The sequence below is a fragment of the Rhodococcus sp. 24CO genome (genome assembly GCF_050586165.1).
In the GTDB taxonomy this organism is placed as follows: domain Bacteria; phylum Actinomycetota; class Actinomycetes; order Mycobacteriales; family Mycobacteriaceae; genus Rhodococcus_F.
Map to the genome: position 1 here is coordinate 141356 of NZ_JAZFNF010000009.1, position 15417 is coordinate 156772.

Annotated in this window: 15 protein-coding genes; 7 read left to right on the plus strand and 8 right to left on the minus strand. The window is 63.6% G+C overall.

Features of this window, described 5'->3' with window-relative positions:
- Positions 1 to 34: 34 nt before the first annotated feature.
- Positions 35 to 1993: a glycoside hydrolase family 15 protein gene (locus V2B23_RS22980; protein WP_430952435.1), complete on the minus strand. Its 1959-nt coding sequence runs from the start codon at positions 1991 to 1993 to the stop codon at positions 35 to 37.
- Positions 1994 to 2076: 83 nt separating this feature from the next.
- Here V2B23_RS22980 and V2B23_RS22985 point away from each other — a divergent pair, with 83 nt between their 5' ends.
- From V2B23_RS22985 to V2B23_RS23010, 6 genes are all read left to right on the plus strand, one after another.
- Positions 2077 to 2319 carry a hypothetical protein gene (locus V2B23_RS22985; protein ID WP_430952436.1) on the plus strand — a complete coding sequence of 81 codons (243 nt, stop codon included), beginning with the start codon at positions 2077 to 2079 and terminating at the stop codon, positions 2317 to 2319.
- A 122-nt stretch (positions 2320 to 2441) separates the two neighbouring features.
- On the plus strand, positions 2442 to 2531 hold the full coding sequence (locus V2B23_RS22990) for an Ms4533A family Cys-rich leader peptide (protein WP_309599224.1): 90 nt from the start codon (positions 2442 to 2444) through the stop codon (positions 2529 to 2531).
- A 203-nt stretch (positions 2532 to 2734) separates the two neighbouring features.
- Complete coding sequence (locus V2B23_RS22995) at positions 2735 to 3766, plus strand: sulfate ABC transporter substrate-binding protein (protein WP_430952437.1); 1032 nt, start codon at positions 2735 to 2737, stop codon at positions 3764 to 3766.
- Between the two features lie 7 nt (positions 3767 to 3773).
- On the plus strand, positions 3774 to 4619 hold the full coding sequence (cysT, locus tag V2B23_RS23000; RefSeq protein ID WP_430952438.1) for a sulfate ABC transporter permease subunit CysT: 846 nt from the start codon (positions 3774 to 3776) through the stop codon (positions 4617 to 4619).
- Positions 4619 to 5425 (plus strand): sulfate ABC transporter permease subunit CysW, encoded by an 807-nt coding sequence (cysW, locus tag V2B23_RS23005; protein WP_033232959.1) that lies wholly within the window; start codon positions 4619 to 4621, stop codon positions 5423 to 5425. Before cysT ends, cysW begins: the two co-directional genes overlap by 1 nt.
- On the plus strand, positions 5422 to 6459 hold the full coding sequence (locus tag V2B23_RS23010) for a sulfate/molybdate ABC transporter ATP-binding protein (protein WP_430952439.1): 1038 nt from the start codon (positions 5422 to 5424) through the stop codon (positions 6457 to 6459). The genes cysW and V2B23_RS23010 overlap by 4 nt, the downstream gene beginning before the upstream one ends.
- A 9-nt stretch (positions 6460 to 6468) precedes the next feature.
- Here V2B23_RS23010 and V2B23_RS23015 read toward each other — a convergent pair whose 3' ends face one another.
- The 7 genes from V2B23_RS23015 to V2B23_RS23045 form a co-directional block, all read right to left on the minus strand.
- Positions 6469 to 7365 (minus strand): universal stress protein, encoded by an 897-nt coding sequence (locus V2B23_RS23015; protein ID WP_430952440.1) that lies wholly within the window; start codon positions 7363 to 7365, stop codon positions 6469 to 6471.
- 54 nt (positions 7366 to 7419) lie between these two features.
- The gene (locus tag V2B23_RS23020) at positions 7420 to 8196 is read right to left on the minus strand and encodes a DUF998 domain-containing protein (RefSeq protein WP_430952441.1); all 777 of its coding nucleotides are present in this window, start codon (positions 8194 to 8196) and stop codon (positions 7420 to 7422) included.
- A 94-nt stretch (positions 8197 to 8290) separates the two neighbouring features.
- Positions 8291 to 9046, minus strand: a complete 756-nt coding sequence (locus V2B23_RS23025) for a sirohydrochlorin chelatase (protein ID WP_430952442.1) — start codon at positions 9044 to 9046, stop codon at positions 8291 to 8293.
- Between the two features lie 4 nt (positions 9047 to 9050).
- Positions 9051 to 10337: a sulfate adenylyltransferase subunit 1 gene (locus V2B23_RS23030; protein WP_430952443.1), complete on the minus strand. Its 1287-nt coding sequence runs from the start codon at positions 10335 to 10337 to the stop codon at positions 9051 to 9053.
- Positions 10337 to 11272 (minus strand): sulfate adenylyltransferase subunit CysD, encoded by a 936-nt coding sequence (cysD, locus tag V2B23_RS23035; protein ID WP_033233176.1) that lies wholly within the window; start codon positions 11270 to 11272, stop codon positions 10337 to 10339. Before cysD ends, V2B23_RS23030 begins: the two co-directional genes overlap by 1 nt.
- On the minus strand, positions 11269 to 12012 hold the full coding sequence (locus tag V2B23_RS23040; protein ID WP_430952444.1) for a phosphoadenylyl-sulfate reductase: 744 nt from the start codon (positions 12010 to 12012) through the stop codon (positions 11269 to 11271). Before V2B23_RS23040 ends, cysD begins: the two co-directional genes overlap by 4 nt.
- Positions 12009 to 13739: a nitrite/sulfite reductase gene (locus V2B23_RS23045; RefSeq protein WP_430952445.1), complete on the minus strand. Its 1731-nt coding sequence runs from the start codon at positions 13737 to 13739 to the stop codon at positions 12009 to 12011. The genes V2B23_RS23040 and V2B23_RS23045 overlap by 4 nt, the downstream gene beginning before the upstream one ends.
- A 472-nt stretch (positions 13740 to 14211) precedes the next feature.
- Here V2B23_RS23045 and hemW point away from each other — a divergent pair, with 472 nt between their 5' ends.
- The gene (gene hemW, locus V2B23_RS23050) at positions 14212 to 15414 is read left to right on the plus strand and encodes a radical SAM family heme chaperone HemW (protein WP_430952446.1); all 1203 of its coding nucleotides are present in this window, start codon (positions 14212 to 14214) and stop codon (positions 15412 to 15414) included.
- Positions 15415 to 15417 lie beyond the last annotated feature (3 nt).

Consider the following 15417-nt stretch of genomic DNA (forward strand, 5'->3'; position numbering starts at 1 on the left):
CCGCGGGCGGCTGACAAAGGCGCACAGCATGCGATTACGTCGCGTTGTGCGCCGGCTGGAATGCGCCGGCTTCTGCGGCCTCCTCGGCGCGGATCACGTGCACCACGGCGTTGATCAATGCCAGGTGGGTGAACGCCTGCGGGAAGTTCCCGAGATGTCGGCCGGTGTGCGCGTCGATCTCCTCCGCGTAGAGCTTGAGCGGGCTGGCAAATCCGAGTAGACGCTCGCACAGGTGCTTCGCGCGATCGAGTTCGCCGATTTCGACCAACGCCGAGACCAACCAGAACGAACAGATGGTGAAGGTGCCTTCCTCACCGCTCAATCCGTCGTCGGTGGTTTCGACACGGTAGCGCAGAACCAGGCCTTCTTCGGTGAGTTCGTCGGCGATGGCAAGGACGGTTGCCCGGATGCGGGGATCGTCGGCCGGGAGGAAACGCAGCAGCGGCGCGAGTAGCAGCGACGCGTCGAGTGAATCGTGGCCGTACCGCTGGGTGAGCACACCACGTGAGTCGACGCCGTGAGCGAGGATGTCATCTTTGATCTCGTCGGCGATGGCGGACCATTGCTGCGCAAAGCTCTTCTCGCCCTGCATTTCTGCGAGCTTGGCGCCGCGGTCGAGTGCAACCCAGCACATGATCTTCGACGACGTGAAGTGCTGGGGTTCGCCGCGCACTTCCCAGATTCCGCGGTCGGGTTGACGCCAATGCTTGATGGCTTCCTCGACCTGCCGCTTGAGGAGCGGCCACAATGCTTCGGGGACACGTTCGCGGGTGCGGATGTGGAGGTACACCGAGTCGAGCATGGTGCCCCAGATGTCGTGCTGCTTCTGGTCGAACGCGCCGTTGCCGATCCGTACCGGACGGGCGCCGTCGTAACCGGACAGGTGGCTCAGTTCGGACTCTTCGAGGGTGCGCTCACCGCCGATGCCGTACATGACTTGCAAGGGGTGTGGTTTCCCGTGGTCGGAACTCGAGACGTCGTAGATGAAGTTGAAGAAATCGTTGGCTTCGCGGTCCAGTCCGAGGGTGTAGAGGCCCCAGAGTGCGAACGTGGAATCGCGAACCCAGGCGTAGCGGTAGTCCCAGTTACGTTCTCCGCCAGGTGTTTCCGGGAGGGATGTGGTGGAGGCGGCAAGGAGGGCGCCGGTGGGGGCGTAGGTGAGCCCCTTGAGGGTGAGTGCGCTGCGCTGGAGGTAGGCCCGCCACGGATGGTCGGGAAACTTGCCGATGGTGACCCATTCACGCCACGATTTTGCGGTCTGCCACATCATCTCGGCGGCCTCGTCGAAGGTCTGCGGCGACGGCAGTTCGGACCACGACAACGCGACGAACGCGTTGTCGCCCTCGACCAGCCGAGTGCGGGCACGGGCTTCGCGGCCCTCGAGTCCGAGGCGCAGATCGGTGGTGAGGCGCAGTGACGGATGATCGCCGGGCCGCGAGGAATGGCACGTGGCCGTCGCTTCCTCGTACACCTTGCCGGTGTACTCCCAGATAGCGGCGCCCCGGTGGTAATCGAAGGCCGGTTCGCAACTCATTTCGAGTTCGACAGTGCCGCTGACGCACTTCACAGTGCGGAGCAGGATGTGTTCTGCATCCCAGTCGGTGGGTGTGCGCCGGTGAGTGCTGGAACGCTTGTCGACGTTGTGCCACGGGCCGAGAACAAGTGCGTCCCGCACAACCAGCCAGCCGGTCTCGGTCTGCCAGGTGGTCTCGAGAATGAGCCCGCCGGGAAGGTAGCGGCGAGCTGCCGGAACGTTCTGGCCGTACGGGCCGATCCGGAAGTGCCCTGCACTGCGATCCAGGATCGCGCCGAAGACGCTCGGCGAGTCCGGACGTGGGACGCACATCCACTCCACCGACCCGTTCCGCGCGATCAAGCAGGATGTCTCGCAGTCGGACAGAAATGCGTAGTCGTCGATGGGTGGGAAGGTGCTTCGATGGTGGCCTGCCGTTGTGGAGGGGACGGCTTGCATTACTTCGTCGTCGACACTCATTCGGACATTGTCCGGCCAGATCTGAGGCACGTCCACTCCACAGCCGTTCGGTGCCTGCGGCGGCGAACGATAGGGTGATGGGCGTGGAGCGAATTGCAGGCTGGTGGGACGGCGTCGAGTTGTGGATTGCCGGCCTTCCCTTCATCCCGCAGGTCGTGCTGGTCCTGGTGGTTGTAGTTCCACTGTGTGCCGGCGTCGCAATCGGTTTGGATCGTGGACTATCAGCTGTGTTGTCGTCGCCGGTGTTCGAGTGGTTACGCCGAAACCCAGCAGCAATCGCCGTGAAAACCCCCGAGAAATCTTTCAGAGAAGTCGAGGAAAACTGATGCCCCGCTCACGGGTCACTCTTGCACTGATCGCCCTGATCCTTCTTTGTATCGTGGCGTGGCTTCTCACTCGTTAGAGATCCAATTCGAGACCGCCGGAATGCTCTGCTAGAGTCCACGACGTGTCCGAAGCAGCAGCTCCCCAGATCCGCCACCAGTTGGCGTTGATCGCTGTCGGCATGCTCGACGTCGCTGACGTCGCCTGTTGTTGATTTCCCTGTAGTTCGAATTCCTCGGTGGCGCATGTGCGCCCCGCTCGAACTCTTCTGCGCGTAGTTCGCGCCCCCCGACCAAGGGCATCTGAAAGCCCCGTCGGCTCCTCATGTCCGAACATCCCGATGGATTCAGCCCCAGAGGTCTCGGATTTCCCGCTGTACCAGCCCTTTTCTGTCAGCCCTTTCGGAAGGTATCTGCAATGAAACGCCGTTCCCGCACACTCCTCACTGCGATCGCGACCATGGGGGCCGTGGTACTCACAGCGTGCAGCGGTGGCTCGAGCGACACCGTCGGCGCCGACACCGTTGCCAGCGACGGTAGCGCCGGCACGATCAACCTGTTTGCCTACGCGGTCCCGAAGCCCGGCTTCGACAAGCTGATTCCCGCCTTCCAGGAGACGGAAGACGGCAAGAATGTTGCGTTCAACCCGTCGTACGGCGCGTCGGGCGACCAGTCCCGCAAGGTGAAGGACGGTGCTGAAGCCGACTTCGTCAACTTCTCCGTCGAACCCGACATCACGCGCCTCGTCGACGCGGGCCTGGTGGACAAGAACTGGAATCAGGACGCCTACAACGGAATTCCGTTCGGATCGGTCGTCACCATCGTGACACGTCCCGGCAACCCGAAGGGCATCAAGGACTGGGACGACCTGCTCCAGCCCGGCCTCGAGGTTGTCACCCCGAACCCGTTCAGCTCGGGCTCGGCCAAGTGGAACCTGTTGGCGCCGTACGCGGCAAAGAGTGACGGCGGCAAGAACCCGCAGGCCGGCCTCGACTACATCACCGCGCTCGTCAACGATCACGTCAAGATCCAGCCGAAGTCGGGCCGCGAAGCATCGGAAGCCTTCTTGCAGGGCAGTGGCGACGTTCTGATCAGCTACGAGAACGAAGCGCTGTTCATCGAGGGCAACGGCGATCCGGTAGAGCACGTCACTCCGCCGACGACGTTCAAGATCGAGAACCCGGTCGCTGTGCTGTCGAACAGCAAGGTTCTGGAGCAGGCAACGGCATTCAAGGATTACCTCTACACCGCCGAAGGCCAGAAGCTGTGGGCCGAAGCAGGATTCCGCCCGGTTGACCCCGCGGTTGCCGCCGAGTTCGCCGACAAGTTCCCCGAGCCCACGAAGCTGTGGACCATCACGGATCTGGGTGGCTGGAAGACCGTCGACGCCGAACTGTTCACCAAGGACACCGGTTCCATCGCCGTAATCTACGACAACGCAACCAAGTAAGACTGCCGTGACCGACACCATTGAACGCACACCCGTGACCGGCAAACCCAGACTCGCGCGGGTCACGGGAAGCGTCGGGCCACTCGGCATCGGCGTGGCCACCCTGTGGCTTTCCGTCATCGTCCTGCTGCCGCTCGCGGCGCTGACCGTCACCGCTTTCGACGACGGTATCGCCGGGTTCTGGGACGCCGTCACCGCACCTGTTGCGCTGGCGTCGTTGCGGGTGACGTTGTTCGTCTCGATCGTCGTGGCGTTGATCAACGTCGTGATGGGCACGATCATCGCGTGGGTGCTTGTGCGAGACGAGTTCCCGGGCAAGCGAATTGTGAACTCGATGATCGACTTGCCGTTTGCGTTGCCGACCATCGTGGCGTCGATCGTGCTGCTGTCGCTGTACGGGCCGCAGTCACCGATCGACATTCACCTCAACGCAACCCAGCCCGGCCTGATCGTCGCGCTGGCCTTCGTGACGCTGCCGTTCGTGGTGCGCTCGGTGCAACCGGTGCTGATGGAGGTCGATCGCGAAGTAGAGGAAGCGGCAGCATCTTTGGGTGCGTCCAACTGGACGATCTTCCGTTCCGTGGTGTTGCCGACGCTGGCTCCAGCCGTGATTTCAGGCGCGGGCCTGGCGTTTGCGCGAGCGATCGGTGAGTACGGTTCGGTGGTCCTCATCGGCGGCAACATTCCGCGCGTGACGCAGATGACGTCGCAGTACATTCAGCAGCAGATCGAAATCGACCGTCCGACCAATGCTGCTGCGGTGTCGGTGGCCTTGCTGCTCATCGCGTTCGTGACGCTGTTCGTGCTGCGTCTCTTCGCTTCTCGGGGTCAACGACGTGAGGAACGCGGCTGATGAACATTTCCACGAAATCGCGGATCGGACTGCGGTCCGTCGCGCTGCTGTACCTGTTCGTTCTCTTGGTGGTGCCGATCGGCGTGATCTTGACGCGCACGTTCGAGAACGGGATCGGCGCGTTCATCGATTCGATCACGACGCCTGCGGCGATTTCGGCGCTGAATCTTTCGCTGCTCATCGTGGTGATCGTGGTGCCGATCAACGTGATCTTCGGAATTGTCACTGCACTTGCCTTGGTGCGCGGGCGGTTTCCCGGTCGCGGTGTTCTGCAGTCCGTCGTCGACCTGCCGTTTGCTGTCTCGCCTGTTGTTGTCGGTGTATCACTGATCCTGCTGTGGGGCGCAAACGGATGGTTCGGCGGAATCGAGTCCTTGGGATTCAAGGTGATCTTCGGGTTGCCTGGCATGGTGCTCGCGACCATCTTCGTCACGTTGCCATTTGTGGTCCGTGAGGTCGAACCCGTCCTGCACGAGATCGGTGACGAGCAGGAGCAGGCCGCGGCGACGCTTGGCGCTTCGGGGTGGCAGACGTTCTGGCGCATCACGTTGCCTGCGATTCGGTGGGGATTGACCTATGGAATCGTGTTGACCGTTGCCCGCTCGCTCGGTGAATTCGGAGCTGTCATCATGGTGTCGTCGGGCTTCCCCGGGGTATCCCAGACGTTGACCTTGCTCGTGCATTCGCGATACATCGACGATCACAACACCTTTGGTGCGTATTCGGCAGCTACTCTGCTGATGGGCATCGCCATCATTGTCCTGTTGCTGATGACGCTGCTGGACCGCAAGAGGAGCAACACATGATCACTGTGACCGGGGCGCGTAAGAACTACGGTGACTTCGCGGCGCTCGACGACGTGTCCGTCAACATCCCGTCCGGTTCCCTGACCGCACTGCTCGGGCCGAGTGGCTCGGGCAAGTCGACGCTACTGCGGTCGATCGCGGGTCTCGAGCAACTCGATTCCGGAACCATCACCATTGCGGGCAAGGACGTCACCGGCGTCTCCCCGCAGAAGCGTGACATCGGATTTGTGTTCCAGCATTACGCTGCGTTCAAGCACATGACGGTTCGCGACAACGTCGCGTTCGGCCTCAAGATCCGCAAGCGTCCGAAGCCGGAGATCGAGAAGAAGGTCAACGAACTTCTCGGGATCGTCGGCCTCGACGGCTTCCAGCATCGTTATCCGGCACAGCTTTCCGGTGGTCAGCGTCAGCGGATGGCGTTGGCGCGTGCCCTTGCCGTCGATCCGCAGGTGCTGCTGCTCGACGAGCCTTTCGGCGCGCTGGACGCGAAAGTTCGCGCCGACCTGCGCACGTGGCTCCGCCGTTTGCACGACGAAGTGCACGTCACGACGGTTCTGGTCACCCACGACCAGGAAGAAGCCCTCGACGTCGCGGATCGCATCGCCGTGCTGAACAAGGGACGGATCGAGCAGATCGGCGAGCCAGCCGACCTCTACGACCGTCCGGCCAACGATTTCGTGATGTCCTTCCTCGGATCTGTCGCCAAGCTCAACGGCCAGTTGGTGCGCCCGCACGACATCCGTCTCGGCCGCGACCCCAGCATGGCTCTCGCTCAGGAAGCCGGAACCGCAGAATCGCTCGGCGTCACCAGGGCCACCGTCGAACGTGTGGTGTACCTGGGCTTCGAGGTTCGCGTGGATCTGCGCAACGAAGCGACGGGGGAGTTGTTCTCAGCCCAGGTCACGCGCGGAGACAGCGCTGCTCTGCATCTGGAGGCCGGCGAGACGGTGTACGCCCGTGCGACCCGGGTTCCCAACCTTCCGGAAGCGCCGGTGGACTCTCCAACGGTGGTGAGCCTCGTCGGCCAGGTGTGACGGGGTTTCTCACCCCTCGCGGCACACCATCACCGGGCACTGGGCGTGGTGGATGAGGCTCTGACTGGTGGAACCCACGATCGAGGCCATGAACGGGCTTCGACCGTGGCTTCCCACGACTACCAGTTGAGCCTCGGCTGAATGCTCGAGAAGCGCCTTCATCGGTCCACTTCTCTGTACGCTGCGAGTGACCTCGACCTCGGGGTACTTCTCGGTCCAGCCGGCGAGGCATTCGGAGAGCAGCGCGTTCTCGTGCTCCTCGTACGGACCCCAATCGGTGAACCGCCGCGCTTCGGAGTAGCCGCCGAGCGAGGCGTGTTCGTTCCAGGTGTGGACGGCAACGAGGGGCACATCGAGAAACGCCGCAAACTCGAAGGCGTGGCCGGTGGCTAGTTCGCTGAGTTTGCTGCCGTCGATACCGACGACGATGGGCCTGTTATCGGTGGTGGCGTGATCGCTGCTGCCGCGAAAGACAGTCACCGGGCAATGGGCACGGTTCACCACCCGGATCGTGTCGGATCCCAGGAACACCGACTGCATCTCGGTGGTACCGGCTTGTCCGAGCGAGAGAATTCGTGCGGTTTTCGAGAGTTCGACGAGCGCTGTCGCGGTGGAGCCGGAGACGAATACACGCTCGATAGTGACGTCTGTGTGGTCGTCACGAATGGCGTTCTCGGCTTCCTCGACCCACTTCGCACCTTCGGTACGGACGTGACGATCGAACATCTCTTCGTCGGTCACGGCGCCGCTTTCGCTGAAGTCCGGTTGTCCGGGCAGCACATGTGTCAGGCGTAGGGGTTCGTCGAATTTCCGGGCCGCGGACGCCGCCCATCGCGCAGCGTTCACCGCGCCGGGGGAGCCGTCGATTCCGGCTACGATTCCGTGTCGAACAGATGCACTGGTCATGGGAGTCTCCTCGCGTCGCCTGCCTCCAGTGTGTCCCTGCTCACCGCGGCTTCGCTACACGGAAGCCTTGGTCCGCCGGGCAAGCACGTCGGTGGAGACCGGGGGCAGCGATCGACGTGGCCGCAGTGACAGCAGGGCAGTGATGAATCCGTTACCGAGAAGTGTCATGTCGACGTTTTTCAGAACGGTTCTGCGCATGAGGGCGAGGATCGCCGCGACGCCGGTGACGGCCATCCACATGGGAAGCGGGTAGAGCGTGAGACGTTCACCGAGTCCGAAGGCGAGGGTTCTGCCGAGGAGAAGTACGGCGCCGACGATTCCGGTTGCCGCGCACAGGCCTGACCACACTGCGATCCACCGTTGGTGATTCCAGAACGCCACGGTGAGCAGCACGAGGACGGCGTGGCGGGCGACAAATCCGGGCAGGACAGCAGTCCAGTGAACGAAGGTGCCGTCATTTGCGGGGAACATTCCGGTGGCAGCGGTACTCAAGGCCACGACGACTGCCAGTCCCAGTATCCATTTCTTCGTGCGACCGACCGGAATGTACTTGTGCAGCAACGCTGCTCCGAGAATGGTGAGTGCGCCGAGGATCATGAAGGCTGCGTTCATCACGTCGTGCATCGGCGAACACGAATCTGCGCTGCATGTCGTGACGCCCAACGAGCTGATGGAGTCGCGAACGAAGCTGTAGGGCGTCTTCCAGGCTCCTGCGGTGAAGATTTCGACCAGCAGGTAGAGCACCGACAGTATCCAGGCGATGCCGGCCGTTCCGAGGCGCAGATTGTGAGTGATGGTGTTCCCTCTCGCGGCGCTCTGAGGGGATTGCACCCAAAGACCTGTTTCGCAGGTGGAGGAAAACCCTTCGCCCGCTGGACAGAACCAACACTACGGTAACAATCTGATAACGGCCTGTGAAAACTGATCAGGCAGAACGAACCAGACGGTCAGGCAGCGCATCGGCGATTTGTCGGTAACGGTCGATCATCGTTTCGACAAGGAGAGAATGCCCGCCGATCGTGTGGGCGAAACGCGTGGGCAGAGATGCCGTCGACGCGGCGGCGCTCAGTCGATCGGTCAGCAAGCCGGGAGCCAAGAACCACGGCGCCACGACGACGCGTTCGGCACCGCCGCGCTCTAGTGCGGAGATTGCCTGCGCAACTGTCGGTTCCGCGGACGTCGCAAAGCAGATGTGAACACCCGACCAGTTGGTTCCGCTCAGGAGAGTGGACGCGAGCTCTGCGGTCGCGGCGTTGGCGCGCGCGTCGGACGAGCCGACTGCCGCAAGAGCGACCCCCACCGACGGATCGCCCGGGTCTGCACCAGCTTCGAGAATTCTTTCGCGCACCGCCTCGATCAAGCGGGTATCGCGTCCGAGCACATCAGCTTGGAACACGGTCAATTGTGGATGACGCAGCGCGGCGGCGGCCAGGAGTCCGGGCAGATCGACCCGGGCGTGGAAGGCGTTGCCCAGCAACATCGGGACCGCGACGGCCTGTGTATATCCGTCAGCGGCAACACCGTCCAGGACCTGATCGATGGACGGCGCGTTGAGATCGAGGAAAGCCAGCCGAACGTCGAGGTCCGGCCGCGCTTCGCGAAGTGCCGCGACGGCAGCCGCGATCACCCGAGCAGAACGGGGATCACGGCTGCCGTGCGCAACAGCAATGAGCGGAACCATCGACTTAGACGCGCTCGCCCAATTCGACAGCGGAAATGACGTCGCCGACGAGGCCGGCTGCGAGAGTGTTTCCACCAGCGGGATCGATCAGCAGGAAGCTACCGGTGTGGCGGTTGACGGCGTAGTCGTCAGCCACGATCGGCTCGGCCACCCGGATCGAGATCTTGCCGATCTCGTTGAGTTCGAGAGTTTCCGGGCCCTGATCCGTGGTGAGATCCTGTTCGTTGAAGCGTTCCACCAAGCTGCCGACGATGGCCTGCGTCGTACGCGTGCCGTGCTTGAGCAGCAATCGTGCACCGGGGCGCAGCGACTTCTCGGCCAGCCAGCAGACCGTGGCGTCGAATTCGCCGATGGGCTCGGGTGCGTCCGACGGCGACGCGATGGTGTCGCCGCGCGAGACGTCGACGTCGTCGGCCAGGATCAGCGTGACGCTGCGCCCGGCGTGAGCGACATCCAGTTCACCATCGGCGGTGTCGATCCGAACGACGGTGGTGCGTGTGCCAGAAGGCAGGATCACCACTTCGTCTCCGGGCACGACGGAACCGGCAGCTACCTGGCCGGCATATCCGCGGTAGTCGAGGAACTCGGCCGTGCGCGGGCGGATCACGTACTGAACGGGGAAACGCAGGCCGACACGGTGCGGCTCGGCGTCGACCGGAATCGACTCGAGGTGCTCGATCAGCGTGGGTCCGGTGTAGTACGGGGTCTTGTCCGAGCGGATTGCGACGTTGTCGCCGTGCAGGGCCGATACCGGGATCTCGACGACGTCTTCGCTTGCCCAGCCCAATGAGCTGGTGAGTTCGTTGAACTCGGCGGAGATCGAGGTGAAGACCTCTTCGGGGTTCTCGACGAGGTCGATCTTGTTCACGGCGAGAACGAGCTTCGGAACACCGAGCAACGCGAGAACCGCAGCGTGCCTGCGAGTCTGCGCGATGACACCCTTGCGGGCATCGACCAGCAGGATCACGAGCTGAGCCGTCGAGGCACCGGAGACCGTGTTGCGGGTGTACTGCACGTGGCCCGGTGTATCGGCAAGCACGAAGGTGCGCTTGGGGGTCGCGAAGTAGCGGTACGCCACGTCGATGGTGATGCCCTGCTCACGCTCGGCGCGCAGTCCGTCCACCAGAAGCGAGAGGTCAGGGGTGTCGAGACCGCGGTCCACCGACGCACGGGTCACGGCGTCGATCTGGTCGGCGAGAACGGATTTCGTGTCGTACAACAGGCGGCCCACGAGGGTGGACTTTCCGTCGTCGACACTGCCGGCAGTTGCCAGTCTGAGCAGATCGCTCATCAGAAGTAGCCCTCTCGCTTGCGGTCTTCCATGGCCGCTTCGGAAACTCGGTCGTCGCCACGGGTCGCGCCGCGCTCGGTCAAACGTGATGCCGCAACCTCGGCCAGGATGGCCTCGTTGTCGGCTGCATCGGAGAGGACTGCGCCGGTGGTGGAGCCGTCACCGACTGTGCGGTAACGCACCGAAAGGGTCTGCAGCTCTTCGCCTTCGGCCGGTCCGCCCCAGACGCCGGGCGTCATCCACATGCCGTCGCGCTGGTACACCGGACGCTGGTGGGCGTAGTAGATGCTGGCAAGTTCGACGTTGTCGCGGGCGATGTAACGCCAGATGTCGAGTTCGGTGAAGTTGCTGAGCGGGAAGACACGGACCTGCTCGCCGGGGGAGTGGCGACCGTTGTACAGGTTCCACAGTTCCGGGCGCTGCTTCTTGGGATCCCACTGGCCGAAAGCGTTGCGCAGCGAGAAGATCCGCTCCTTGGCGCGGGCGCGCTCTTCGTCGCGACGAGCGCCACCGAAGACGGCGTCGAAGCGGTTCTCGGAGATCGCGTCCAGCAACGGAACGGTCTGCAGCGGGTTGCGGATACCGTCGGGACGCTCGGTGAGGCGACCGTCCGCGATGTACTCCTCGACGCTGGCCACGTGCAGGCGCAGGTTGTACTTCGCTACGACGTGGTCACGGAAGTCGAGGACTTCCTGCAGGTTGTGGCCGGTGTCGACGTGCAGGAGTGTGAATGGCAGGGGTGCAGGCCAGAAGGCCTTGATCGCCAGGTGCAGAAGCACCGTGGAGTCCTTGCCACCCGAGAACAGGATGACCGGGCGTTCGAACTCACCGGCCACCTCGCGGAAGATGTGGATCGCTTCGGACTCGAGGGCGTCGAGGGTATCGAACTGTGTGCCGTCGAGCTGAGGCCGCGAAAGTGTCAAATCAACTGTCATGATGCGTGCAACCCGCATTCTGTCTTGGAGGCACCGGCCCAACGACCGCTACGCGGATCGCTGCCGGGGGCTGGCTTGCTGGTGCAGGGCGCGCAGCCGATGGATGGATAGCCCTCGTCGACAAGCGGATTGACGAGGATGGAATGGGTGTCGATGTAGTTCTGCATCTCCTCGTCCGACCACGGTGCGATCGGATTGATCTTGACGAGTCCGAAGCCCTCGTCGAAGGAGATCAGGGGAGCGTTGGCGCGGGTGGGTGCTTCGACGCGGCGGATGCCCGTCACCCAGGCGCTGTAACCGGACAGGGTCTGCTTGAGCGGCGCGACCTTGCGCAGTGCGCAGCAGCGGTTGGGGTCGCGGGCGAAGAGGTCCTTGCCTTCCGCGATGTCTTGCTCACCGACGCTGGCGAGTGCGCGAGCGTTGATGACGTTGACGCCGTACACCTGCTCGACCGCGTCACGCGTGCCAATGGTCTCGGGGAAGTGGTAGCCGGTGTCGAGGAACAGTACGTCGACGCCCGGATGTACCTGTGCGGCAAGGTGAACCAGCACACCGTCCTGCATGTTCGACGCAACAATGTAACCGCTACGATCCCCCGTCGCTGCGCTCGCCCGGTCACCGAACGTGTCCTCGGTCCACTGCAACAGTTCCTGTGCGCTGGCCCCGTCGAGTTCTACGGCACCGCGCTCGGCGATCGCCCGAAGCTCGTCGACGGTTGCTCGCGAAATGTCCACTGTCATCGCAAATCTCCTTCGTCTGCTCGCACTGCCCATTCGGCGAACCGCTCACCTTCGTTGCGGTTCTTCGCGAACTGACGTACGACGCGGTCGATGTAGTCACCCATCTCGACGCTGGTGACCTTGTGCTGGCGCAGCTTGCGTCCGAAGGCGCTGTCGAATCCGAGGCTGCCTCCCAGGTGAACCTGGAAACCCTCCACTTGATTCCCGTCACCGTCGTCGACGAGCTGGCCCTTGAAGCCGATGTCCGCGACCTGCGAGCGGGCGCACGAGTTGGGGCAGCCGTTGATGTTGATGGTGATCGGCACGTCGAGCTGGCTGTTGATGTCGGCCAGACGCTCTTCGAGTTCCGGAACGAGAACCTGCGAGCGCTTGCGGGTCTCGGCAAACGAGAGCTTGCAGAACTCGATGCCGGAGCAGGCCATCAGGTTCTTGCGCCAGTGCGACGGACGTGCGGGCAGGCCCAGTGCGTCGAGGTCGGCGATCAGCGGCTCGAGGGTGCTGTCGGCGACATCGAGGATGATGAGCTTCTGGTAGGGGGTGAAGCGGATCCGGTCGCTGCCGGCCTTCTCAGCCGCGTCGGCGACCTGCGCCAGGATGTCGCCGGACACGCGGCCGGCGATCGGCGCGAAACCGACTGCGTTGAGGCCGTTTCGGGTCTTCTGGATGCCGACGTGATCGATCGGGCGCGTGGGCTTCTCCGGCGCGGGACCGTCGATGAGCGGACGCTTCAGGTACTCGGTCTCGAGAACTTCGCGGAACTTCTCGATGCCCCAGTCCTTGATGAGGAACTTGAGGCGGGCCTTCGCGCGCAGACGACGGTAGCCGTAGTCGCGGAAGATCGAGACGACACCTTCCCAGACGTCGGGAACCTCGTCGAGCGGAATCCACGCGCCGACGCGCTGCGCGAGCATCGGGTTGGTGGACAGTCCGCCGCCGACCCAGAGGTCGAGGCCCGGGCCGTGCTCGGGGTGGTTCACGCCGATGAAGGCGATGTCGTTGATCTCGTGAACGACGTCCTGCTGGCCGGAGATGGCGGTCTTGAACTTGCGGGGCAGGTTGGAGTACTTGGGGTCGCCGATGTAGCGGCGCACGATCTCGTCGATCGCCGGCGTCGGATCGAGGACCTCGTCGAACGATTCGCCGGCCAGGGGAGAACCGAGGACAACGCGGGGGCAGTCACCGCAGGCTTCGGTGGTCTTGAGTCCGACGTCTTCGAGGCGCTTCCAGATCTCCGGGACGTTCTCGATCTCGATCCAGTGGAACTGAACGTTCTCACGGTCGGACAGGTCTGCGGTGTTGCGGCCGAACTCCTTCGAGATACCGGCGATGGTGCGCAGTTGCTCGACGTTGAGAGCGCCGGCGTCGCAGCGCACTCGCATCATGAAGTACTTGGCCTCGAGGAGGTCGAGGTTCTCGTCGCCGGTGAAGGTGCCGTCGTATCCCTGTTCACGCTGGGTGTAGAGGCCCCACCACCGCATCCGGCCGCGCAGGTCGCTCTTGTCGATGCTGTCGAAACCCTGCTTCGAGTAGATGTTCTCGATGCGTGCTCGCACGTTGAGCGGGTTGTCGTCCTTCTTGGCCTGCTCGTTGGCGTTGAGCGGCTCCCGGTATCCGAGGGCCCACTGACCTTCGGCGCGCTGCTTCGTGGGGCGAGCAGCGCGAGCGGGCCGTGCCTCGGCGGGCGCTGCCGAATCGGCAGTCGGGGCGGCGTCGGTTGTCGACGTCATCGATGAACTCCTGGATCTTCGGCGGTGTTGATCAGGCACGAGGCACGCAAACGCTGCAGCATTGTGACTCTGTCCGATCGGGGTGCACCGGACCGTGTCGAGTGAGGGGGCTGTCCTCGGGCTCGAAAGGCTTGCGGCCGGCAGATGTGCTCACCAAGCAGGCAGCGGAAAACGCTGAAGGCTGGGGAAACAGGTGGAGATGAGCGGGGAAGGCTGGTTGATCAGTTGAAGATCAACAGCAACAGCAGCGCAGACACGTGGAACTGCACACGCGCTTGAAGTCGACGTGGCGACGCGCCACAAGTCGTACTCCGAGTCCGGTCATGCGGACCATTGTGCCACGTCAACTCGATAATTCCGACTCGGGGACCTATTTCCACGAAAAATGGGGGAAATAGCGTGCTCAGGGGACATGGTGCTCTGGCCCGGTCGGCGAATAGGTAGGCAGCCGCGATGCTGGGAGACTGGTGGAGTGAATGCCACCGCTACAACCCCCTTCGTGTTGCCGGCTCGTTCGATCGAGGGCGTCGGGACGCGGCCGTTCGGGATCTATGTCCACGTGCCGTTCTGTGCGACGCGATGTGGCTACTGCGACTTCAACACGTACACCGCGGGCGAGTTGGGGACCTCGGCGTCGCCGCAGTCCTGGCTCGAAGGGCTCAAACGCGAACTCGACCTCGCGGCACAGATGACGGGGGCGCCGGTGGCCGAGACGGTATTTGTCGGTGGCGGCACCCCGTCGCTCCTGGGCGGCGACGGCCTGTCCGAGGTGCTCGGCGCGGTACGCAGCAGTTTCGGTCTGGCTCCCGGTGCCGAGGTCACGACGGAGTCGAATCCCGAATCGACGTCACCGGAGTTCTTCGACGCTCTGCGCAGCGCCGGTTTCACGCGAATTTCTCTCGGTATGCAGTCGGCGGCCCAGCACGTGCTCAAGATCCTGGACCGCACGCACACGCCGGGCCGGGCAGTAGCGGCAGCGAAAGAGGCACGCGCGGCCGGGTTTGCGCACGTGAACCTCGACTTGATCTACGGAACGCCGGGGGAGCGGGACGAGGATCTCGACGCGTCCTTGGATGCAGTTCTCTCCGCCGACGTCGACCATGTTTCGGCGTACGCGCTCATTGTCGAGGACGGCACCGCGATGGCCCGCAAGGTCCGTCGTGGTGAATTGCCCGCTCCCGACGACGATGTGTTGGCGTCGCGGTACGAACGGATCGACGCGCGCCTGTCCGCGGCGGGTCTGAACTGGTACGAGGTCTCCAACTGGGCGAAGGCGGAAACTGTCGAATCGGGGGACACCCGTTGCCGTCACAACCTCGGTTACTGGGACGGCGGCGACTGGTGGGGCGCCGGTCCCGGAGCGCACAGTCACGTCGGCGGAGTGCGGTGGTGGAACGTCAAGCACCCGGCGCGCTACGCGGAGCAACTCGCCCAGGGCGAACTGCCCGTCGGTGGCAGTGAGGAACTGTCCGCCGACGATATTCACATGGAGCGCGTGATGCTGACCGCGCGGTTGCGCACCGGCCTTCCGCTCTCGGAATTAACTGCGTCCGAACATGATTCGGCCGATCAGGTTGTTGCCGACGGTTTGGCGATCGTCGACGACGGCCATCTGATCCTGACCGATCGTGGTCGGCTACTCGCTGACGCCGTCATCCGCACGGTACTGACCTGAGCG